Origin of the sequence: Mesorhizobium sp. CA6, assembly GCF_020165035.1 — a bacterium.
GTDB lineage: Bacteria > Pseudomonadota > Alphaproteobacteria > Rhizobiales > Rhizobiaceae > Mesorhizobium.
In genome coordinates this window covers 251,214-271,516 of the sequence record NZ_JAIUHI010000005.1, presented here as the reverse complement: position 1 = coordinate 271,516, position 20,303 = coordinate 251,214, and the positions used below count along the sequence as shown (strand labels likewise).

Here is a 20,303-nt window from a genome sequence, read left to right as displayed (position 1 = left end):
ATGGCGATAACGCTCCGACAGCAGGACGCCGATTTCGAACAGCGTTTTTCGGCCTTCCTCACCACCAAGCGCGAGGTGTCGGCCGATGTCGAGGCCGTGGTGCGCGACATCATCGCCCGTGTGCGCGCCGAAGGCGACAAGGCGCTCGTCGATTACACGCTGAAGTTCGACAAAGCCGATCTCAACACGCTCGGCATCGCGGTGTCGAAGGACGACATCGCCAAGGCCTATGAAGCGGCCGATCCGGCGACCGTCGAGGCGCTCAAATTCGCGCGCGACCGCATCCGCTCGCATCACGAGCGACAGAAGCCGAGGGACGATCGCTATACGGATGCCGCGGGCGTCGAGCTCGGCTCGCGCTGGACGGCGATCGAAGCCGTCGGCCTTTACGTGCCGGGCGGCACGGCGAGCTATCCAAGCTCGGTGCTGATGAACGCGGTGCCGGCCAGGGTCGCCGGCGTCGAGCGCATCGTCATCGTCGTGCCGGCCTCGGGCGGCGTCATCAATCCGCTGGTGCTGGTGGCAGCGGACCTTGCCGGCGTTTCGGAGATCTACCGCGTCGGCGGCGCGCAGGCCGTTGCAGCGCTTGCCTATGGCACCGAGACGATCAGGCCGGTCGCCAAGATCGTCGGTCCGGGCAACGCCTATGTCGCGGCGGCCAAGCGCCAGGTGTTCGGCACGGTCGGCATCGACATGATCGCCGGGCCGTCGGAAGTGCTGGTGGTGGCCGATGCCGACAACGATCCGGACTGGATCGCGGCCGACCTTTTGGCGCAAGCCGAGCATGACGTTTCGGCGCAGTCGATCCTGATCACCGACGAGCCGGAATTCGGCAAGGCGGTCGAGCAGGCGGTCGAGCGCCAGCTCAAGCTGCTGCCGCGCGGCGAGACGGCCGGGGCCAGCTGGCGCGATTTCGGCGCGGTGATCCTGGTGCCGACGCTCGAGGCCTCTCTGCCGCTGGTCGACAGGATCGCGGCCGAGCATGTCGAGCTCGCCTTCGACGACGCCGAGGCATTCCTTTCCAGGATGCGCAACGCGGGCGCCGTGTTTATCGGCCGCCATACGCCGGAAGTCATCGGCGATTATGTCGGCGGCTCCAACCACGTCTTGCCGACGGCGCGGTCGGCGCGTTTCTCGTCGGGTCTGTCCGTGCTCGATTTCGTCAAGCGCAGCTCGATCCTGAAGCTCGGCCCGGAGCAGCTCAACGCGCTGGCGCCCGCCGCGATCGCGCTCGCCAAGGCCGAAGGGCTCGATGCCCATGCCCGCTCCGTCGCGATCAGGTTGAACATGTAACGATGTCCGGCCGCGACCAGACCCGCGACAGGCTGATCGACGTCGAGCTCGACGAATCGATCGGACGTTCGACGCCCGACGTCGAGCACGAGCGGGCCGTGGCGATCTTCGACCTCATCGAGGAGAACCGTTTTCGGCCGGTCAATGATGACGGCGCGGGTCCTTACAAGCTTAAGCTTTCACTGGCCGAGTCCCGCCTGGTTTTCGGCGTCAGCCGCGAGAACGGCGCCGAGGTGGTCACCCACATTCTGTCGCTGACGCCGCTGAGGCGCATCGTCAAGGACTACTACCTGATCTGCGAAAGCTACTACGAAGCCATCCGGTCCTCGACGCCGAGCCATATCGAGGCGATCGACATGGGCCGGCGCGGCCTGCACAATGAAGGCTCGCAGACGCTGATGGACCGGCTTGCCGGCAAGATCGAGATCGACTTCGACACGGCGCGCCGGCTGTTCACGCTGGTCTGCGTGCTGCACTGGCGAGGCTAGATCCTGGTCGCCCTGCCCCATTCGATCCTGTTCCTATGCGGCATGAATGCCGTGCGCTCGCCGATCGCGGAACAAATGGCGCGCCGCATGCTTCCCGCCACCACCTTCGTCGCTTCGGCCGGTGTGCGCGCCGGCGAGCGCGACCCGTTCGTCGATGCGGTGCTCGCCGAAGAAGGCCTGTCGCTTGGCGAGCGCCAACCCAGGACGCTGGCGGATATGGAGGACGATTATTTCGACCTGATCGTGACGCTGGCGCCGGAGGCGCATCATGCGGCGCTCGAGCTGACGCGCTCGCTGGCCGTCGAGGTCGAATACTGGCCGATGCCCGACCCCACCGACACAGGCGGCACGCGAGAGCACATCATGGCCGCCTATCGCGATGTGCGCGAGCGGCTGAAAGCGCGCATAAGCCGACGTTTTCTGCTTCCCGAGGCAAAAAACGCGGCCGATTAAGCATGTTCACAAGCGGGCGATTATCATATAGGTTCCGCCGCAAATTCCGGCCGGAGTCGGATGATTTCCGGTCGGTTCGGCCGGAAATCACCCGACTCCGGATCAAAGAACTAGAGCACGATGTTGCCCGAAAACCGCTTGACACTTTTCGGCATCATGCTCTAGGCGCCGGAACCGCCATCCAAGCAAAGGTATCGAATGCCGAAGGAAGAAGTCCTCGAGTTTCCAGGTGTGGTCACCGAACTGCTGCCCAATGCGATGTTCCGGGTGAAGCTCGAAAACGAACACGAAATCATCGCCCACACGGCCGGCCGCATGCGCAAGAACCGCATTCGCGTGCTGACCGGCGACAAGGTCCTGGTCGAGATGACGCCCTACGACCTGACCAAGGGCCGCATCACCTATCGCTTCAAGTAATCATCTAGCGCGGACCCAGAGCCGGATGATTTCAGGTCTGTTCGACCCGAAATCATCCGGCTCCAAATCAGGGAGTGGAGCATGATGTCGTCCGAAAACCGCTTCACACTTTTCGGCATCATGCCCCCATGAGCATTCTGCAGAAGCTGGTGCTTGCCTCTGGTTCGCCGCGCCGCATCGAACTCTTGCAGCAGGCCGGCATCGAGCCCGACCGGGTGCTGCCCGCCGATGTTGACGAGACGCCGCTGCGCGCCGAGCATCCGCGCTCGCTAGCCAAGCGCCTTTGCAAGGACAAGGCCGAGAAGGCGCTGGCCTCGCTGAAGAGCGAGGAGGACTATGCGCCAGCCTTCATCCTCGCCGCCGACACGGTGGTGGCGGTCGGACGGCGCATCCTGCCCAAGGCCGAGACGATCGACGACGCCGTCAATTGCCTCGGCCTGCTTTCCGGCCGCTCGCACCGGGTCTATTCCGGCATCTGCCTGATCACGCCCGGCGGCAAGCTGCGCCAGCGGCTGGTTGAGACAAGGGTGCGCTTCAAGCGGCTGCCGCGCGAGGAGATCGACGCCTATGTCGCGTCGGGCGAGTGGCGGGGCAAGGCCGGCGGCTACGCCGTGCAGGGCCTGGCCGGCTCCTTCGTCGTCAAGCTGGTCGGCTCCTACACCAACGTGGTCGGCCTGCCGCTCTACGAGAGCGTGGCGCTGCTTTCCGGCGAAGGCTTCAAGGCGCACCAGCACTGGCACGCCGCGCGCTCATGAGCATAGTCCACACATGAGCTCGGGCGACAAGGTAACGCCGCTGAGGCCGAAACGGCCCTGCCCCGAATGCGGTAAACCGTCGGTGCGCGAGCATTATCCGTTCTGCTCGGCGCGCTGCAAGGACATCGACCTCAACCGCTGGCTGAAGGGCGCCTATGTCATTCCCGGCCGCGACGGCGAAGAGGAAGAAGACGACAGCCCGACGCCCAAGGACGAGCCGTAAGCGCAGCCGGCGACCGGTTGTTTTCCAGCGATTTTTCTTTCCTGACGAAATCAACACCTAGGCGCTGGACAGGCAAGATTCCCGTGCTATAACCCACGCGCTTTCAAGGGGCGCCGCCTGGCGCCTTCGTGAAACCCGGCGGGCGCATCCCGTTAGCCGGCACAGGCCCAGATAGCTCAGTTGGTAGAGCAGCGGACTGAAAATCCGCGTGTCGGTGGTTCGAATCCGCCTCTGGGCACCATTCCCTCTTCTCCCGACATTCCCTCTCGCCAAAGCTTCAACGCTCAAGTCTCCGCAAGGCACTGAATTTGCTCCTCTTTTCGGCACGATGAGTGTGCTTGAACGAATTTCATCGCAGTTCGGCAGATTTCGTCCAACGGGGCGAGGTGTTGGTATTTTTGTTGGTATCTGAGACCCTGTTGGTATCGAAGCGCCAAAACAGGAGGTCCCACAATGGCTCTCTCCGACGTGAAATGCCGCAACGCCCGGCCCGCGTCCAAGCTCCAGAAACTGTCCGATGGCGGCGGGCTGCAGCTATGGATTCAGCCGTCGGGAACCAGGCTATGGCGCCTAGCCTATCGATTTGACGGAAAGCAGAAGCTGCTGTCTCTCGGCACCTACCCGGTCATCTCTCTCGCCGATGCCCGCGAAGCACGCGATGAAGCCAAACGTCTCCTTAAGGCTGGTGCCGACCCAGCTCAGGAGCGAAGATTCCATAAGGCCACTTCGCAAAAAGACACCTTCCGTTCAATCGCGGACGAATATGTTGACAAGCTGAAAAAGGAGGGACGTGCCGACCGGACGATTAGCAAGGTCAAATGGCTGCTCGACTTTGCCTATCCGACAATTGGTGACAAGTGCATTCGGGAGATCGATCCGGCCACCGTCCTTACTGCCCTTCGCCGCGTGGAAGTTCGTGGTCGATATGAGTCGGCGAGGCGACTGCGCTCCACCATCGGCACCGTGTTTCGATATGCAATTGCGACCGCACGCGCCGAGGCTGATCCGACGATCGCGTTAAGGGGCGCACTCATCACTCCAACGGTCACGCCGCGTGCCGCGATCATCGATCCTAAGGCCTTCGGCGGCTTGGTGAGGGCGGTCGATGCGTTTGACGGACAGCCTACAACCCGAGCTGCCCTGAAGCTCATGGCATTGATGTTTCCCCGCCCCGGCGAACTTCGCGCGGCAGAATGGGAAGAGTTCGATTTCGAAAGCTCGATGTGGATCATTCCTGAAGCACGCATGAAAATGCGCCGGCCGCACCGCGTACCCCTTTCAAGGCAGGCCATAAGCGTCTTGACTTCGCTTAAAGAAATCTCTGGTGGTGGATCGCTGCTCTTTCCTGGCGTTCGATCGGTTTCGCGTCCGATTTCCGACAACACGCTTAACGCCGCCCTTCGCCGCATGGGCTACGGCAAGGAGGAAGCGCCGCGCATGGTTTTCGAGCAACAGCATCAACTCTGCTAACGAATGCGGAAAATGGCATCCGGATGCGATAGAGCGCCAACTGGCCCACATTGAGAACAACGACGTTCGTCGAGCCTACGCCCCCGGAGGACGTATCCAGAATATTGATTCAATTGGATTTTTCGTGGGCCAAAATCAGAAATCTTCCCGTATGGTCCCGCACGATCTCGCAGCTGATTTAAAGATCGTTGGCTACCATCGTTGGCGCGACTAATGACGGTTTAGGCCAACAAGCAGTCTAACCGCTTCCGGAGCGACCGGCCAAAGCCAAGCTTTGCATTGCGTCTCAGAACGGACATTCTGCCCAGTTGCAAGGAACGTCGGTCGCGCAACCGGGTCACTTCAACAGCGCCACCGTCCTGTCGACGGCGCTGGGAAAGCCGTTCAGCGAAAGCGCCAGGTTGGTCTCCTTGCCGCCGTCGGCAACCACCTTGACTTTCAGGCTTTTGCCCTCGCGCAAATTTGTGAGTGTTTGGGCGTCGAAGTTCAGATCGACGATGCAGCCGCCGGGAAGGCAGGTGCGGAAGCGCAGCGGCGGTAGCACCAGACCGTCATCGATCTGCAGCGTCACCCCCTGATCCAGCGCCAGGCCGAACGGCAGGACCAGCGTTCCCTGAACTGTCTCTCCGGTCGGGCGCAGTTCCATCGCCAGCACGCGCTGGCGCGACTGGCTGTCGGTCTGCTCCTGCGACAGCGTGCAGACCTTGACGGCGGCGCCGTTCTCGCTGGCGAGATTGCAGGAGACGGTCCAGTCGCCATGCCCTTCCCTGAGCGAAGTCGCACCGCCAGGGAGAGCTGCCGTGTCTTGCGCGAATGCGGCCGCAAGGGAGAGCAGGCTTGCGGCGATCAGCGTGGCATATCCAATTCGTTTCATCTCGTTTCCATCTCGTTTCCATCTTCAAGAAATTCATCACGCCCAAAGAGGCGAACGGAGAGAGTGCGCACATCTGCCCGCATTCCGATTGTCCAGCCTCGTTGACGCCGCTACCAGTGCACGCTGAAGCCGAGCTTGCCGCTGACGACATTGCTGTCGCCGAAGCTCGCCAGGCTGGTCTTGGCCAGCGCCTCGCCATAGACCGAGTACTTGCCGTCGCCGAAGTCGAGCGAGCCGCCGAGGCCGACGCCGCCCCAGACCTTCTGGTTCTGGCTGGAAAGCTTCACGCCCGAGACATCGATATCGGTTCCGTCGAGGAAGTCGTAGTAGAGGTTGGCGATGCCGTAGACATGCGCCCGGCGCACCTGCCCGGCGCTGTCGGCCCACTGGTCCTCGTAGTCGGCCGAGATGCCGAGGCGGCCGATCAGGCTGTCGCCGCTGCCGGGCGACACGATCGTGCCGAACGGATCGGTGAACTTGTCGAAGTCGACGGCCGAGTAGGAAAGCTGCGCCTGCGGGGTCAGCGACCAGTTGGAGCGCAGCGCGATCTTCTGGCCGCTCTCGATGCTAAGCGCATAGCCGAACCCCTTGTTGCCGTCGGCAAGCTTGCCCAGCACGGCCGAGTTGATGTCGCTGTCATACCAGGTCGCCTGGGCCTGGCTATCGACATAGAAGCCGCTGTTGCCGAGCCAGGTCAGCGTGCCGCCAACACCGTAGCCGGTGGCCGAGATCGAACCGGTGCCGAAGGACGATGACACGTCCGACGAGACGGTGCCGTAATGGACGGTGATGCCGCCCAGCAGGATGCCGGCCTCGCTCTCATGCAGCAGGCCGTCGACGCCGGCATTGAGCTTCCAGGTCGTCACGTCGTAGTCGGTGCCGGTGGTCGAGGTCTTTGGCTCGAACTTGCCATGCGCGGCATCGATACGCGCCCAGATGGCGTTGCCGTCGACCGGACCCTGGCCGGGCACGTCCGCGCCCTGCGGCGTCGCGCCCTCGCCCCAGGCCCGGTTGCCGATGCGCTGCTGCAGCGTGCCCGGTTCATTGAAGCTCCGCAGCACGCCTTCATAGGCCTCATAGAGCGGCGTGCTAGGCGCATAGAGCGGACCGGTCTGGTTGATCAGCGTGGAGCGCAGATACCAGTCGCCGTCGGCCGGCGTGCTGACGCCGTTCTTGTAGAGCCGATAGGCATAGGCGCCGCCGACCACGGCCTGGTCGCCCTCGAAGACATAGTCGCCGGCGAGCATGAAGGTGCCGGCCGAGCTGCCGTCGATGTCGACGATCTTGATGCCTTCGCTGGTCTGCGCGCCCGCGCCGCCGACATTGGTGACCGCAAGGATGCCGGCGCCGGCGGTGTTGCCATGTACCACCAGCCTGTCGGTGGTCGAGCCATCGCCGTCCAGCGCGGCATTGATGAGGATTTTGCCGCCATTGCCGACATAGTCGCCGCTCACCGTGAGCACTGTTCCGGGTGCCGCAGCGCCAAGCCGCACCGCGCCGCTGTTGTTGAGCGAGGCCACCGTCTGGTCGAAGCTGGCAAGGTCAAGCGTGCCACTGGAGTCGACGGTGAAGGCGGACAAGGGGCTCAGCACGTCCGCAGCGCCCGCCGCAAGCGTGCCCTGCTGGACGGAGGTGGATCCCGAGAAGGTCGAGCCAGCGGACGTCAGGACAAGCGTTCCATCTCCCGCTTTGTTGAAGGCACCCGACCCCGTCAATGCCCCGTTCAGGGTCAAGGTAGTACCGGCGTCGGTCGAGATAGTGCCTTGGCCGAGAACGTCGATGGCGCGGTCGCTGGCGAAGCTGGCGGTGGAGTTGAGCGTGCCGCCATTGAAGGAGAGCCCGCCCGCCGCATCGCCGAGGTTGGCATCGGCCGAGATCCGCAGCGTGCCGCCATTGATCGCCGTGCCGCCGGTGTAGCTATTGGTGCCGGTCAGCACCAGCGTTCCGGCATCCGTCTTCACCAGCTGGGCACTGCCGGTGAACGCCGAGGCGATCGTTGCCGTATAGCCCGCACCCGCGTTGGTGCCGTCGCCGACCCGGATCGTCGACTGCGGCCCGAGAAGGCCGATATCGCCGCCCTGGATGACATAACCGTCGGTCGAGAACTGCATGCCGGCGGCCGTTACCTGGCCGAGCCCGTTGTCCACCGTCACCGTGCCGGCCTGGCCGGCGAAGATGGCGAAGGCGCTGTCCGAATAGGCTGCGTTGATCGACCCGGTGTCTTCGGTCCAGTTGTCGTTGCCCGAAGAGCTCTGCCAGGTGCCGTTGCCGCCATTGATCGTGCCGTCGAACTTCGGACCGGCATCGCCGTCCCAATAGTTCAGGTTCAGTCCGTTTGCGTTGACCAGGTTCACCTGATGATCGACGGACGTCTGCACGAAGTAGTTCGAGGACGGGATGGAGCCGACGGACAGCCCGTTATTGGTCAAGGTCCCGCTGTAATCGAACACGCGGTAGATACCGGGGCCGAAGGTTCCACCCGGCGAGACAGTGACATTGAGCGTGCCGTCGAGCACGAGATTGCCGCCGACGGTGGTCAGATCGTTGAGAGCCCCGCCGGCGACATTCGCCTGGCCGAAGCTGTAGTTGAGGATCGAGCCGCCGGAGAGCGTCAGATCGCCGGCGATCGCCAGCGTTCCCGGCGTGCCATCGGCCGACCCTGGCGAGAGCGTCGCGCCATTGGCGACCATCACATTGCCGCCGATGGTGCCCTTGCCGCCCAGCGTGGCGCCGAACTCAACCGAAGTAATCCCTGTGGCCAGGCTGTTGTCGCCGTCGATATAGATCCCGCCTGCCGTCACCGTGGTCGGCCCGGCATAGGCGCTGGCGCCGGTCAGCGTCAGCGCCGCCCCGCCCCGCTTGGTGAAGCCGCCCGTGCCGCCGACCACGCCGGAAAGCGTGAGATCGGCATCGGTCTGGAACGTGCCGCCGCCGGCATTGAGCGTGACGTTACGCGCCGAGCCGAACGCGGCGGTGTTTCGCAGGGTCGCGCCATTGTCGAATGACAATACGCCCGCCGCATCGCCGAGATTGGCGTCAGCCGAAACCTGCAACGTGCCGCTATGGATGGCGGTGCCGCCGCTGTAGCTGTTGGTGCCGCCAAGCACCAGCGTGCCGAGATCAGTTTTCACCAGTTGGCTCACACCGGTGAGGTTCGAATTGATAGTTGCCGTGTAGTCTGCACCCGGCAGGGTGCCGTCGCCGACGCGGATCGTCGCCTGCGATCCAACCAGCTCGATGTCCTGTCCCTGGACCAAGTAGCCGTCGGTAGCGAACTGCATGCCCGCGGCCTGCACCTGGCCGTTGGTGTTGTCGACCGTCACCGTGCCAGCGGCACCTGCGAAGATTGCGAAGCTGCCGTTCGAGAAGGCGGCGTTTATGTCGCCGTCGGAGCCGGTCCAGTTGTCGTCGCCGGCCGCCCGCCAGGTGCCGTTGCCGCCGTCAACGCCATCATTGGCCTTCGGCCCGGCATCGCCGTCCCAGAAGTTGAGGGTCATCGCGCTGATGTCGACCAGGTTCACCTGGCCTGCGACCGAGGTCTGCACCACGTGATCGCTCGACGTGGTATCAAGCCCGTTGTCAGTCAGAGCGCCGTCATAGCTGATGACGCGATAGATGCCCGGTCCGAAATTGCCGCCGGGCGCTTCCGTCACGTTGATCGTGCCGTCGAGCGCCAGATTGCCGTGGACGACCGTGAGGTCGTTGTAGGCGCCGCCGACCACGCCGGCTTGGCCGAACGAGTAATCAAGGTTCGAGCCGTCGGCCAGTTCGAGGTTGCCGTTGATGGTGAGCGTGCCGGGCGTCGGGCTAAGCGCACCAGGAGCCAATGTCCCCGCGACATCGACGAACACATCGCCGCCGATGATACCATTGCCGCCCAGTGTGCCGTTGTTGACGTTGGTCAGCCCGGTCGCTGCGCTCTGGTTGCCGTTGATGTAGAGCCCGCCGCCGCCGACAATCAGCGTGGTGCCGGCGTAGCTGTTGTCGGCCGTGAGCACGGTGTTGCCCGTGCCGTCCTGGGTGACGCCGCCGCTGCCGGAGATCGTGCCGCCGAAGGTATAGAGGTCGGAGCGGTTGAAGCTGAGCGTGCCGTTGTCGACCACATCGCCGAGGATCGACCCGGTCGTGCCGCCGGTGCCCAGCATCAGGATGCCGCTCGCAATGGTCGTGCCACCGGCATAGCTGTTGTCGGCGCCGAGGATCAGCGCGCCAGCGCCGGTCTTGGTGAGCGCCCCCGCGCCGTCGATAGCGCCTTCCCACTGCACTGTGCTGTCGATCTGGAACGTTCCGCCGCCCGCCTGAAGCGTCGCAGTGTGGCCTGTGACGATGCTGGCCGGGCCCTGCTGGTAGAGCGTGCCGCCGTCGAAGGTGACCTTGCCGGCTGCGTCGCCGAGATTGGCATCGGCGGTGATCTGGACCGTGCCGCCATTGATGACGGTGCCGCCCTGGTAGCTGTTGGCGCCGCTGAGAACCAGCGTGCCGCCACCCTCCTTGGTCAAGGTTCCGGCGCCGCTCACGGTGTTGGTCAGCGTCAGCTTGGTCGCGCTGTCGGTATCGAAGGTGCCGCCGCCGGCATTGAGGGTCACGGCGCGGGCAGAAGTAATATCGGCCGTCGTGTGCAGCGTGCCTCCGTTCAGCGAAAGCCCGCCGGACGCATCGCCGAGATTGGTGTCCGACTCGACCTGGACCGTGCCGCCATTGATCGCGGTGCCGCCGCTGTAGCTGTTGGTGCCGGACAGCACCAGCGTGCCGAGCTCCGTCTTCAGCAGCTGGCTGCTTCCGGTGAGGTTCGAGGTGATCGTCGCCACATAGGCCGCACCGGCTGCAGTGCCGTCGCCGACGCGGATGGTCGATTGCGGCCCGACCAAAGCCACGTCGCCGCCCTGGATGAGATAGCCGCCGGTGGCAAACTGCATGCCCGCCGCCTGCACCTGCCCATTGGTGTTGTCGACCGTGACGGTCCCGGCGGCACCCTGGAAGACGGCGAAGCTGGCGTTGGCGAAGGGCGCGGCGAAGGTGCCGCTGGCATCGGTCCAGTTCTGGTCGCCGGCCGCCCGCCAAGTGCCGCTGCCGCCATCCACCGCATCATTGGAGTGGGGGCCGGCATTGCCGTCCCAAAAGCTGAGCGTCAGCCCCGCGGAATTGACGAGGTTGACCTGGTTGGCGACCGCGGTCTGCACGAAATAGTCGGGCGACGTGACGTTCAGTCCGTTATTCGTCAGCGAACCGCCATAGTTGAGGACGCGATAGACGCCTGGCCCGAAGGTGCCGCCCGGCGTCTGCGTGATGTTGAGCGTGCCGTCGAGCGTCAGGTTGCCGCCGACATTGATGATATCGTTGAGCGGTCCGCCCGGCACGTTCGCCTGGCCGAAATTGACGTTGACGGCCGACGTGTTGTTGAGCGTCAGGTTGCCGCCGATGGTGAGCGTGCCGGGCGCATTGCCCGCGCCGCCGGGAGCGAGCGTGCCGCCGTCGGCCACGGTGACGCTGCCGCCGATCGTGCCGGTGCCGCCGAGCGTCGCCCCGCTCGCGACAGTAGTCTGGCCGATAGCACCCGACTGGTTGCCGTTGATCAGCAATGTCCCGGCATTGACGTTCGTCGCGCCGATATAGGTGTTGGTTCCGGTTAGCGTGGTGGTGCCGGTGCCGAGCTTGTTGACCACGCCACTGCCGGAGATGGCGCTGTCGAATGTATAATTGTTATTCAGATTGAAGGCGAGCGTGCCGTTGTTGGTCACATTCGGCGTCGCCAGCGCGCCGGCCACCCCGCCATTGCCGATCTGCAGCGTGCCGGCCGAAATCGTCGTACCGGACGTGTAGCTGTGATCGCCCGTCAGCGTGAGGGTGGCGGCGCCTTGCTTGTTCAAGCTTTCGAAACCGGTAATCTGAGCGCCATTGAGCGTACGGCTGAAGGTTGTGGTCACCTGCAGCGTGTCGGAGCCGCCGCCGCCGTCCACCCCGACTCCGGCGATCGTCGCAAGACCGCTCAACAGGAAAGTGTCGTTGCCGCTGCCGAGATTCAATGCGGCTGCGCCGGTATTGAGCGAACCGGCGGCGAGATTGACAATGTTGCCGCCTCCGCCCAGCGTGCCGTTGCCGAGCAACGTGCCGCCAGTGAAGTTGATCGTGGCGCCGCCGGTCCCGCCCGTGAACAGCGTCTGCGTGCCACCGGCTGCCTGGACCGTGCCGCCGCCGACGTTGAGCTTCGAGCCGGCGTTCATCGTGATCGTCGGGGTGGCTATGGAGGCGCCGCCTCCGTTGCTCTGCAGCGTGCCAGCGTTGATCGTGATCCCCCCGCCGCTCGTCAGGCCGCCATTCACCTGCAGCGTGCCGGCGTCGATGCGCGTGTTGCCTCCGATCGCGTTGGTTGCCGAGGTGAGGATTGTCGTGCCGGTGCCGATCTGGGCGATGTTGCCGAGACCGCTCAGCGTGCCCGCGAAGCTGAAGCTGTCAGAGCGATTGAACGACAGCGTCGATGTCGAGTTGACGACAACGACGTTGCCGGTCCCGGCATTGCCCGACGTGCCGCCGTTGCCGATGATCAGGTTGCCGTCATTGATGACGGTGTTGCCTGAGTAGCTGTTGTTTCCGGTCAGCACCCAGGTGCCGGCATCGTTCTTGGCCAGCGTTGTTTTCCCTGTCGTTGCATTCTGGTCAACGATCGTACCGCCCATCGTGTTGAGGCCGGTGTTCGTGCCGCCCAGCGCCAGCGTGCGCGGTCCGGCGCCGCTATATAGCGCGGAGCCCGTATTGGTGAACTGGATTGCCCCTGTACCCGACGATTCGATGTAGCTGACGCCTGTCTGCAAAGTAAACAGTCGGTCCGTGGCATCGCCGGTGCCCGTATAGCGAAGCGTCGAACCGCTGCCGATCACGAGATTGGTTGCGGCATTGGTCGAGGCGCCGATGCTGCTCGCTTGGCTGCCATTGGCAAGCTTATCGACGGCCAGCACGCCGCCGCCGGTGATCGTCGTTATGCCTGTATAATTGCTTGTCGCGTTCTTTAGCACCCAAGTGCCTGTCCCGCTCTTGGTGAGAGCTGTGATACCACCCGTCGGGTTGTCGATACGCGCCGATAGCGAGTTGTTGGCCGTGCTCAGGCCAGCGAGCTGCAGCGTTCGGTTCCCACTGCCTGACATGGTGATAGGCGCCGTGTTGGTAAAATTGAGCGGGCCGGGGCCGGAGGCGTACGCGTCGAGACCGCCGCCATTGGGGCCGAGCGTGAACTGCCGGTCGGTGCTGTCACCGGTACCGTTGTAACGCAGCACGCCGCCATTGATGATGAGATTGCTCGGCACGGAACTCGATGCTCCGATCGAGCTGTTGGTGCCCCCATTGGCAAGGCTGGCCACGGCGAGGATACCGCCATTGATGACAGTCGCGCCGGTGTAGCTGCTGGCGCTGCCGGACAACGACTGCGCACCGGCGCCGTTCTTCACCAGCCCGCCAGTGCCGCTGATGGCGCCGTTGTAATTGCCGTTGGACCCGTCGCTGATCGTCAGGTTGGCGCTTCCGAGCGTGATGTTGCCGCCGGTAATCCCCAGATTGGCCTGACTGATATAAAGAACTGTGTTGTTAAGATTGTTGAGGTCCAGCGTTGCGCCGGTTGTGTCCATCCGCAGGCCGCTCGAGCCAAAGGCACTGGTCGATCCCGCGCGCAGGATGCCGCCATTGACGAGGGTGGCGCCATTATACGTGTTGGCGCCGGAGAGCACCAAGGTGCCCGGACCGGTCTTTTGAAGCTGCGTCCCGGTCGCCACACCACTGAACTCGAGCGTGGTCCCGGCATTGGCTACATTGATGGTGCCTGCGTTAAGCGTGAAACCCCGATCCGTGGCAACACTACCACCGGTGTAAATCAGTGTGCCGCCTGTGAGCTGCAGATTTGCCGATGCGTTGATCGATGCGCCGATGTCGCTCGCCTGGCCGCCGTTGCGTAGGCAACCGACGCTCAGCACGCCGCTGATGGTGGTTGCACCCGTATAGCTGTTTGTGCAGCCGCTGAAAGTCTGCGCACCGGCAGCGAGCGTGACGCCGCCCGTGCCGCTGATCGTGCCTGAAAAGGCGTTGCCGCTGTTATTGATCCTGAGTGTGGCGGAGCCCAGCGTCACATTGCCCGCGCCGATGAGACCGCCGACGGTATTGTTGTTACCGGCGAGATCGAGCGTTGCGCCGGCGAGCACGTTCATCTGCCCCGCGCCCGTTCCGTTCGCGTCCGTGCCGCCGAAGGCGCGCGTCGAGCCCGCCCGCAAGATTCCGGCACTCACCGTGGTAGCACCGGTGTAATTGTTGGTCCCTGACAGCACCAAGGTACCGGCGCCGCCCTTGGTGAGACCGCCTGTCCCGGTGCCTACGCCGCTCATCGTCAGCGTGGTGCCGGCGACTACATCGATAGCGCCGCCGCCAGTGCCGAGCGTGAAGCCGCGATCGCTGCTGGTGGTTCCGCCGATATAGCTGAGCGTCCCACCGTTTTGCAGCACAAGGTTGGATGAAGCGTTGGTCGCAGCGCCGATCCCGCTTGCCTGCCCGCCATTGGCGAGCGCGCTTACGGCCAGAGTGCCGCCGGCGATGGTGGTGGCGCCGACGTAATCGTTGCTCGCGTTGGTAAGCGTCAGCGTGCCGGCGCCGGTCTTGGTGAAGCCGGCATCGTCCGGGCTGGTCACTTGGCCGGAGAAGGTTAGGTTGGTGGCGGCATTGGTGACCTCGAAGGTGCGCGATGGACCACCGTTGACGAGAGTGAAGCCGCGATCAGTCGAGGCCGTTGCGCCGGTGTAGCGCAACGTGCCGTTTTCGATCACCAGGTTCGAGGACGCGTTGGACGAGGCTCCGATACCACTCGCCACGCCGCCATTGGCGATGCTGTTGACGGCGAGCGTGGCACCGCTCACCGTCGTGGCACCGGTATAACTGTTGCTGCCCGTCAGCGCGACGACACCAGTGCCGGTCGAGCCTCCCGTGCCGCCCACGGTGAAGGACGTCGGGCCACCGTTGTCGACAATGTTGGAGGCGACCGTGAAGGTGCCGCCACTATTCTGCTGCACACCGAGCGCGCTGCCACCGGCGCCTCCGGTCAAGGAGCCGCCCTGGATGGTCTGGTTAGCGGTGCCGACTAAGGGAGAGACGATGATAGTGCCGTCCACGCCGAGCGTATTGCCGGCGCCAACGGTGACGGTGGAAGTGGCGGCGGCCGTGTATTTGAGGCCACCGAGCGCCACATTGCCGTTCACCGTGCCGAAATAAGGCGTATTGGCGCTGCCGCCTTCATCGCTTAGAATGTTGCCGTTCGCCCACAGGGCCGCATTGTCCTGATTAACATAGGCGGTGAATGCGGTGATAAAGCCGCCAGAGACTTGCGCATAGTCGGTGCCGTTGACGGTTGCCCAGCCGCCGAGCGCGCCGTCGGCGTTGCTGGTGGCCATGGACGTTCCCGCGCCGATGCCGAAATCGACAAGTCCGCCGGTACGGCTGACGGCGCCCAGATTGACCGTCAGCGCGCCGCCCGCGCCCGCAGTCCCGATGATCCTGTTGTTGCCCGCCGTGACGTTCAGGCCGCTGAAACTTTGGCTGTTCGCCCCCGTGCCTCCTTTCACGGTGAGCGTGCCGCCGTTCATATTCAGCGCAGACGATGCGGAAATGATGTTGTTCGTGGGCGCGCCGGGCGCTGTGAAATCGAGCGCCAGCGTGCCGCCGCCGATGGTAGTTGCGCCGGAATAGGTGTTGGCGCCGGTCAGCGTCTGCGTGCTGGCGCCGAGCTTGGTGAGGCCGCCGGCTCCGGTGATGACGCCGGCATAGGCGGTGCTACCTGATGTGCCGTTCAGCGTCAGGTTATTGCTGCCGAGATCCATAGTCCCGCCGGTGCCCGCCAACGAGCGAGCGGTCATGTCGAAACCGCCCAGGTTCAGTGTGCCGCCATTGACGACAAGCGGATTGGAAGGCCCGAATGCAGCAGAACTTCCGGCGGTGAGCGTTCCGCTCTGGACCGTGGTGGTGCCGGTGAAGGTGTTGCTGCCGCTCACCACCCAGGTGCCGGCGCCGTTCATGGTGAGGTTGCCGGCGCCGGAGATCACGCCTGACAATGTGCTCGTCCCCGCGAAGCTGCCGCCGAGCGTCAGCGTGTCGGCGACGCCGCCGGCGACGAAGCTCGCTGGGCCGCTGAATGTGAGCGCGCCGGTGCCGTCATTGCTGATGGTGCTGGGACCTGAGATCGTCAGCGTGCGGTCGGTCGCCGAGCCTGCTCCGGTATAGCTCAGCGTGCCGCTTTGAAAATTAATGGTATTGCCGGTGCCGAACGAGCCGCTGGTGCCGCTGTTCGCCAGTGTCGCGGCTTTGACCGTGATGGTGGTGATGAAGGTCGGTCCAGTATAGGTGTTCGCGTCGCCAAGCGTGATGGTATGGCCCGCGTTGCCGCTGAACTGAATGTTACGAGCGACCGAGGAACTGATGACACCCAGCAGGTCCATGTCGGCGGCCGCCGCGGAGAAATTCATGGTGAGCCCGAACCCACCGCCGGCCAGAATGTCGCCGGTCAGCGTCAGCTTGCCTGTTCCGGCGTTCTGGAAGGTGTTTCCGCCGCTGGATGTGTTGTTGAAACGCCAGTTGCGGTTGGAGCTGTCGCCGTCACCGAAATAGACCAGATTGCCGCTCAATCCGCCGCCGGCGCTTACAGTGATGGTACCCGATGCCGCATCCGTTGGCGCGCCGAGCGAGCTTGCCACGCCAAGGTCTGCTACCGAAGTGAAGCCATTGGTGCTCTGGCCAAAAACCGTTGCCCCCGTATAGTCATTGGCGTCATTGCTGATTGTGCCTGAAACCTGTAGCCCGCCAGCCCCGGTGAAGTGCGCTGTGAGCGCTCCGCTAGCTGCGAACGCACGCCCACTAACAATCGTAATAACCCGGTTGGCGGCAAGTGCGCTGGTCGAGCTGATCGAGGTTCCATTCGCAAGCGATATGCCATTGCCGGCAGCGCCGAGCGACGCATCGCTGGCGAGCCCGAGTCCTCCGGCCGAGACGGTGATGTCACCCGTGAAAGTATTCGCACCCGTGAGCGTCAGCCCGCCCGCGCCGACTTTGGTGAAGCCCGATCCGGCGATCACCGAACTGATTGTGGTGTTTCCGGCAGTGGAAATCGTCGGCGTCGTGCCGGTGAGCGTCAGCGTGCTGCCGGCGATTGTATAGCCCGCGACACCGAAGGTCAGATTGTGGGCCGTCATCGGCCCCGCGAGCGTCACCGTTCCGGCGGTGCCGTTGAAGATAGCATTGTCGCCGCCCACGGCGGCATTGTTCCAGATGGCCATCGGCCCGGTGACGCCGTCACTGCTCGGATTCCAAAACAGCGACGAGGTGTTCCAGGCTCCGGTACCTCCGAGTCCCACAGCCGTGCCGTTGACGTCCCAATAGAGATCGGCCGCCCCTGCCGGGACGGCGCCAAGTCCGGTCAAGAGCGCGCCGGATACAAGCGCACCACGCAAGATCGGAGCTGCCTTCGAAGCCAGATTGGTAAGGCTTGGCGCATAGCTCGCCGCCTCGCCTTTCCATTTGGTCATGCGGCCGCCGCGCAGCAACCGCGAGAGAATGGCGTCTTTCGCCTTGGGCTGCCCCGCGCGGCCCGACCGCGCCTGGGAGGATGCGCGTCCGGGATGCGGGGTGTCAGCTTTCAACCTTCGGTCCCCGGCGCTATCGCCGGATTCCACATAGTCGGGGATCGTCTCGCCGCAGGCCAACCCAGCCATATATCCCCCCTTGCATTAGCAAACCGTAATATTACCTGACGGAATCAGGGTGCAACGCAAGAGGAATGCATGAACTGTACGTTGCGTATTTCAGAAAAGCCCGGTGTTTTGTAAAAACTTCCGGACGATCGGTGCGTGAAGCGCAACTTAGACAAAAGTGTTACTCGAATAGCACAAGTTGTTATTCCGTAAGGCTAATATAGCTTTAATGAACGACCCTCGGTTCGACGATTTCAGATCGAGGAGCGGAAGCGCGTCGGGGTTGTCCCCCGATATTTCTTCATCGCAGCCGTCAAATGGCTCTGACTGGAGAACCCGCTGAGATAGGCGACATCAGTAATGGTCGCGTCTCCCTCAGAAAGCAGCCGCGTTGCGTGATCCAGCCGCAGATCCAAAAGATAGCGATGCGGCGACTTCCCAAAGGTCCGGCTGAAGGCCTGGATGAAATGATTTGGCGAAAGATTGGCAAGCGTCGCCAACTCGCCCACAGAGATTTTCCGGGCAAGGTTAGCCCTCAGGAAGTGCTCCAGATTGCGCGCCGCTTTTCGCGTCAGCCCGCCTTTGAGCTGCTGGGGTTCCCTGTCCCGCGATGTGTAGGCATGAAGGATATGAACTCCGAGGATATCTATGAGGCGCTCGACGTAAAACTCGGCCGCGCCCTGCTTTTTGGTAAGTTCGGCTTTGAGCAACTGCCCAATGCGCAGGGCGGTGTGATCGAGCGTGCCGAGGGGCGGAGGCTTCAACTCGACCTGTTCAATGCCGAACTGTTGTCTCGCAAGTTCCTTCAGGCTGTTGTCAGGGTAGACGATGATCGAACTTTCGCGCGCCTCCGACAAATGCAGGCGAGCTTTAAGATGTGCCGGCTTCACGATGATGGCTCCTGCCGGCGCGTCATAGCGCTCGGTCTTGCCGTCACCCAGTCTCGCGCAGGTGCCCGGCGCGGAGTCGAGGCCAACATATACGACATGGTGACTGGCCGGAAAGGTGTATGGTCCTGGCGGCGAGAGTGAATACGCGGCTGTTCCCCGCCTGGTCGCTATCGCCAAGCCGTCGGCCCTCGAAAGTACGGATTCCAGATCAGCATCGGCGGAAGGAGGACCAGCATCTAGACCGCATTCCGAAGAAGTCATGCTATTTTAGCCTGTAACACAAGTCATCCTTTAGCTTCACCTAAAATGTATTCGCCTAATCCCACGTCAAAACCCAACGTTAGTTGCGAGTGCCCGGTTCCCATCCAATTCACATTTGTGAAATCCCAGCAAGCCGCGTGACATTGAGCCAGCCGCGGGTCGAGTGGCGGATTTTCGATTTGGAATGGGCGATATTCGGAAGAGCAGGCGGCCTCGATCCTTTATCGCCCGTGCGCAAAATGCCGGGCAGATTATCGGCGCATCGAAAGTCGCCCGGGATATCACGGCAACGAAGGAGCACGAGCATCGCATTCGAATGTTGATGCGCGAAGTCAACCACCGGGTCAAAAAACCAATATTGCGTCATTCCTCGATGATCAGGGAAACCAACAAGCGGCGCACAATCCCACAGCTTTCGAGCGGCAGGTTCGTGAGCGGATCATGGCTCTGTCACGCTCGCATGATCTCCTTGTTAGCGGCGACCGGAAGGGAGTGACGGTTTTCGAACTTCTGCTGTCGCAGGCCGAGCTGTTTGGGAGTGAGGGACGAATCTCCATGTCCGGACAGTCGGGCGCTGATCGCCGGCGCCTGAGGTTGATCATCGATTTCAAAGACGTTCGTCGACCCAACCTTTGATGTCGGCCATGACCACCTCTTTATCCTTGTCATTGAGGAGGTCATGGAAATGGCCGTCATACAGCTTCAGCGTCCTGTCGACGGCGCCGGCGGTGTCATAGAAGAGTTGGCTGCCGCTCGGTTTCGTCGCCTTGTCGGCCGTGCCGTGGAGGATGAGCAAGGGCAGCTTAATCAGTGGGAACTGCTCCTTGAGCTTCTCATCGGCGCGAACCATCTCGGCAATTGTTTTGGTCGGCTGGGTTTCATGGGCGATGAGTGGATCGGCATTCATAGCCTCGACGACGGCCGGATCGCGAGAAAAATCCTCGGTCTTGAGGTGCAAGACATGCGCGTGTGGCGCGATGTGGCTAAGCCCCTTGAGCACCGCAAGGGCGAAGTCGGGCGCCGGCACCTGGAACGCGAAGCTCTCGCAGATCAGCCCCGCCAGCCCAGCTTGGTTTTCCAGCGCGTAGAGGCAGGCGACCACACCGCCTGCACTGTGTCCGAGCAGAAACACCGGCAGACCGGGCTCCCGCGACTTGGCGATCTCCACGACACCCGCGACGTCGCTCACATAGTCGTCGAAACTGTCGACATAGAAGCGCTCGCCATCCGACCTGCCGCGTCCGCGCAGGTCAACGGCATAGACGGCCAGCCCGTCGCCTATGAACTGCTCGGCCACCCAACCATAGTAGCCGCTGTGCGAATTGAACCCGGGGACGATAACGACGACGCCGTTCGGATTGGCGAATGGGCGCCACGACCGAAAAGCTATCTTCAAACCGCCGCGGCTCTCGAAGCGATCATCGACGGGGTTGAGGACTTCCTGGTTCATTTTCTTCTCCCGTCGAGCGCG

Annotated in this window: 12 protein-coding genes, 1 tRNA gene and 1 pseudogene; 9 read left to right on the top strand and 5 right to left on the bottom strand. The window is 63.3% G+C overall.

The window, feature by feature from the left end; translation table 11 throughout:
* The 8 genes and pseudogenes from hisD to LB526_RS09940 form a co-directional block, all read left to right on the top strand.
* Window positions 1-1,293: a histidinol dehydrogenase gene (gene hisD / locus LB526_RS09975; protein WP_224627462.1), complete on the top strand. Its 1,293-nt coding sequence runs from the start codon at window positions 1-3 to the stop codon at window positions 1,291-1,293.
* A 2-nt stretch (window positions 1,294-1,295) separates the two neighbouring features.
* Window positions 1,296-1,781: a UPF0262 family protein gene (locus tag LB526_RS09970; protein ID WP_095765706.1), complete on the top strand. Its 486-nt coding sequence runs from the start codon at window positions 1,296-1,298 to the stop codon at window positions 1,779-1,781.
* 42 nt (window positions 1,782-1,823) lie between these two features.
* Window positions 1,824-2,234 carry a low molecular weight phosphatase family protein gene (locus LB526_RS09965; protein ID WP_095765707.1) on the top strand — a complete coding sequence of 137 codons (411 nt, stop codon included), beginning with the start codon at window positions 1,824-1,826 and terminating at the stop codon, window positions 2,232-2,234.
* Window positions 2,235-2,432: 198 nt separating this feature from the next.
* Entirely contained in the window at window positions 2,433-2,651 is a 219-nt protein-coding gene (gene infA / locus LB526_RS09960) for a translation initiation factor IF-1 (protein WP_006200926.1), read from the top strand.
* Window positions 2,652-2,779: 128 nt separating this feature from the next.
* Entirely contained in the window at window positions 2,780-3,406 is a 627-nt protein-coding gene (locus LB526_RS09955; RefSeq protein ID WP_095765708.1) for a Maf-like protein, read from the top strand.
* 13 nt (window positions 3,407-3,419) lie between these two features.
* Entirely contained in the window at window positions 3,420-3,629 is a 210-nt protein-coding gene (gene yacG, locus LB526_RS09950; protein ID WP_140847161.1) for a DNA gyrase inhibitor YacG, read from the top strand.
* A 165-nt stretch (window positions 3,630-3,794) separates the two neighbouring features.
* Window positions 3,795-3,870, top strand: a tRNA-Phe gene (locus tag LB526_RS09945).
* A gap of 212 nt (window positions 3,871-4,082) precedes the next feature.
* Window positions 4,083-5,181, top strand: a pseudogene (locus tag LB526_RS09940) (tyrosine-type recombinase/integrase); the annotation flags it as partial.
* A gap of 255 nt (window positions 5,182-5,436) precedes the next feature.
* Here the strand turns inward: LB526_RS09940 and LB526_RS09935 are convergent.
* The 4 genes from LB526_RS09935 to LB526_RS09920 form a co-directional block, all read right to left on the bottom strand.
* Window positions 5,437-5,973, bottom strand: coding sequence for an invasion associated locus B family protein (locus LB526_RS09935; protein ID WP_224545080.1), 537 nt, complete (start codon window positions 5,971-5,973; stop codon window positions 5,437-5,439).
* Between the two features lie 110 nt (window positions 5,974-6,083).
* Entirely contained in the window at window positions 6,084-17,702 is an 11,619-nt protein-coding gene (locus LB526_RS09930) for an autotransporter-associated beta strand repeat-containing protein (RefSeq protein WP_224627461.1), read from the bottom strand.
* A gap of 233 nt (window positions 17,703-17,935) precedes the next feature.
* Window positions 17,936-18,571, bottom strand: a complete 636-nt coding sequence (locus LB526_RS09925) for a helix-turn-helix domain-containing protein (RefSeq protein WP_224627460.1) — start codon at window positions 18,569-18,571, stop codon at window positions 17,936-17,938.
* A 370-nt stretch (window positions 18,572-18,941) separates the two neighbouring features.
* On the bottom strand, window positions 18,942-19,199 hold the full coding sequence (locus LB526_RS09920) for a hypothetical protein (protein ID WP_224627459.1): 258 nt from the start codon (window positions 19,197-19,199) through the stop codon (window positions 18,942-18,944).
* 74 nt (window positions 19,200-19,273) lie between these two features.
* Between LB526_RS09920 and LB526_RS09915 the strand changes: the two genes are divergently transcribed.
* Window positions 19,274-19,468, top strand: coding sequence for a hypothetical protein (locus LB526_RS09915; protein ID WP_263483191.1), 195 nt, complete (start codon window positions 19,274-19,276; stop codon window positions 19,466-19,468).
* Here LB526_RS09915 and LB526_RS09910 read toward each other — a convergent pair.
* Window positions 19,440-20,282: an alpha/beta hydrolase gene (locus LB526_RS09910; RefSeq protein ID WP_224627458.1), complete on the bottom strand. Its 843-nt coding sequence runs from the start codon at window positions 20,280-20,282 to the stop codon at window positions 19,440-19,442. The two genes, LB526_RS09915 and LB526_RS09910, sit on opposite strands and share 29 nt — an antisense overlap.
* Window positions 20,283-20,303 lie beyond the last annotated feature (21 nt).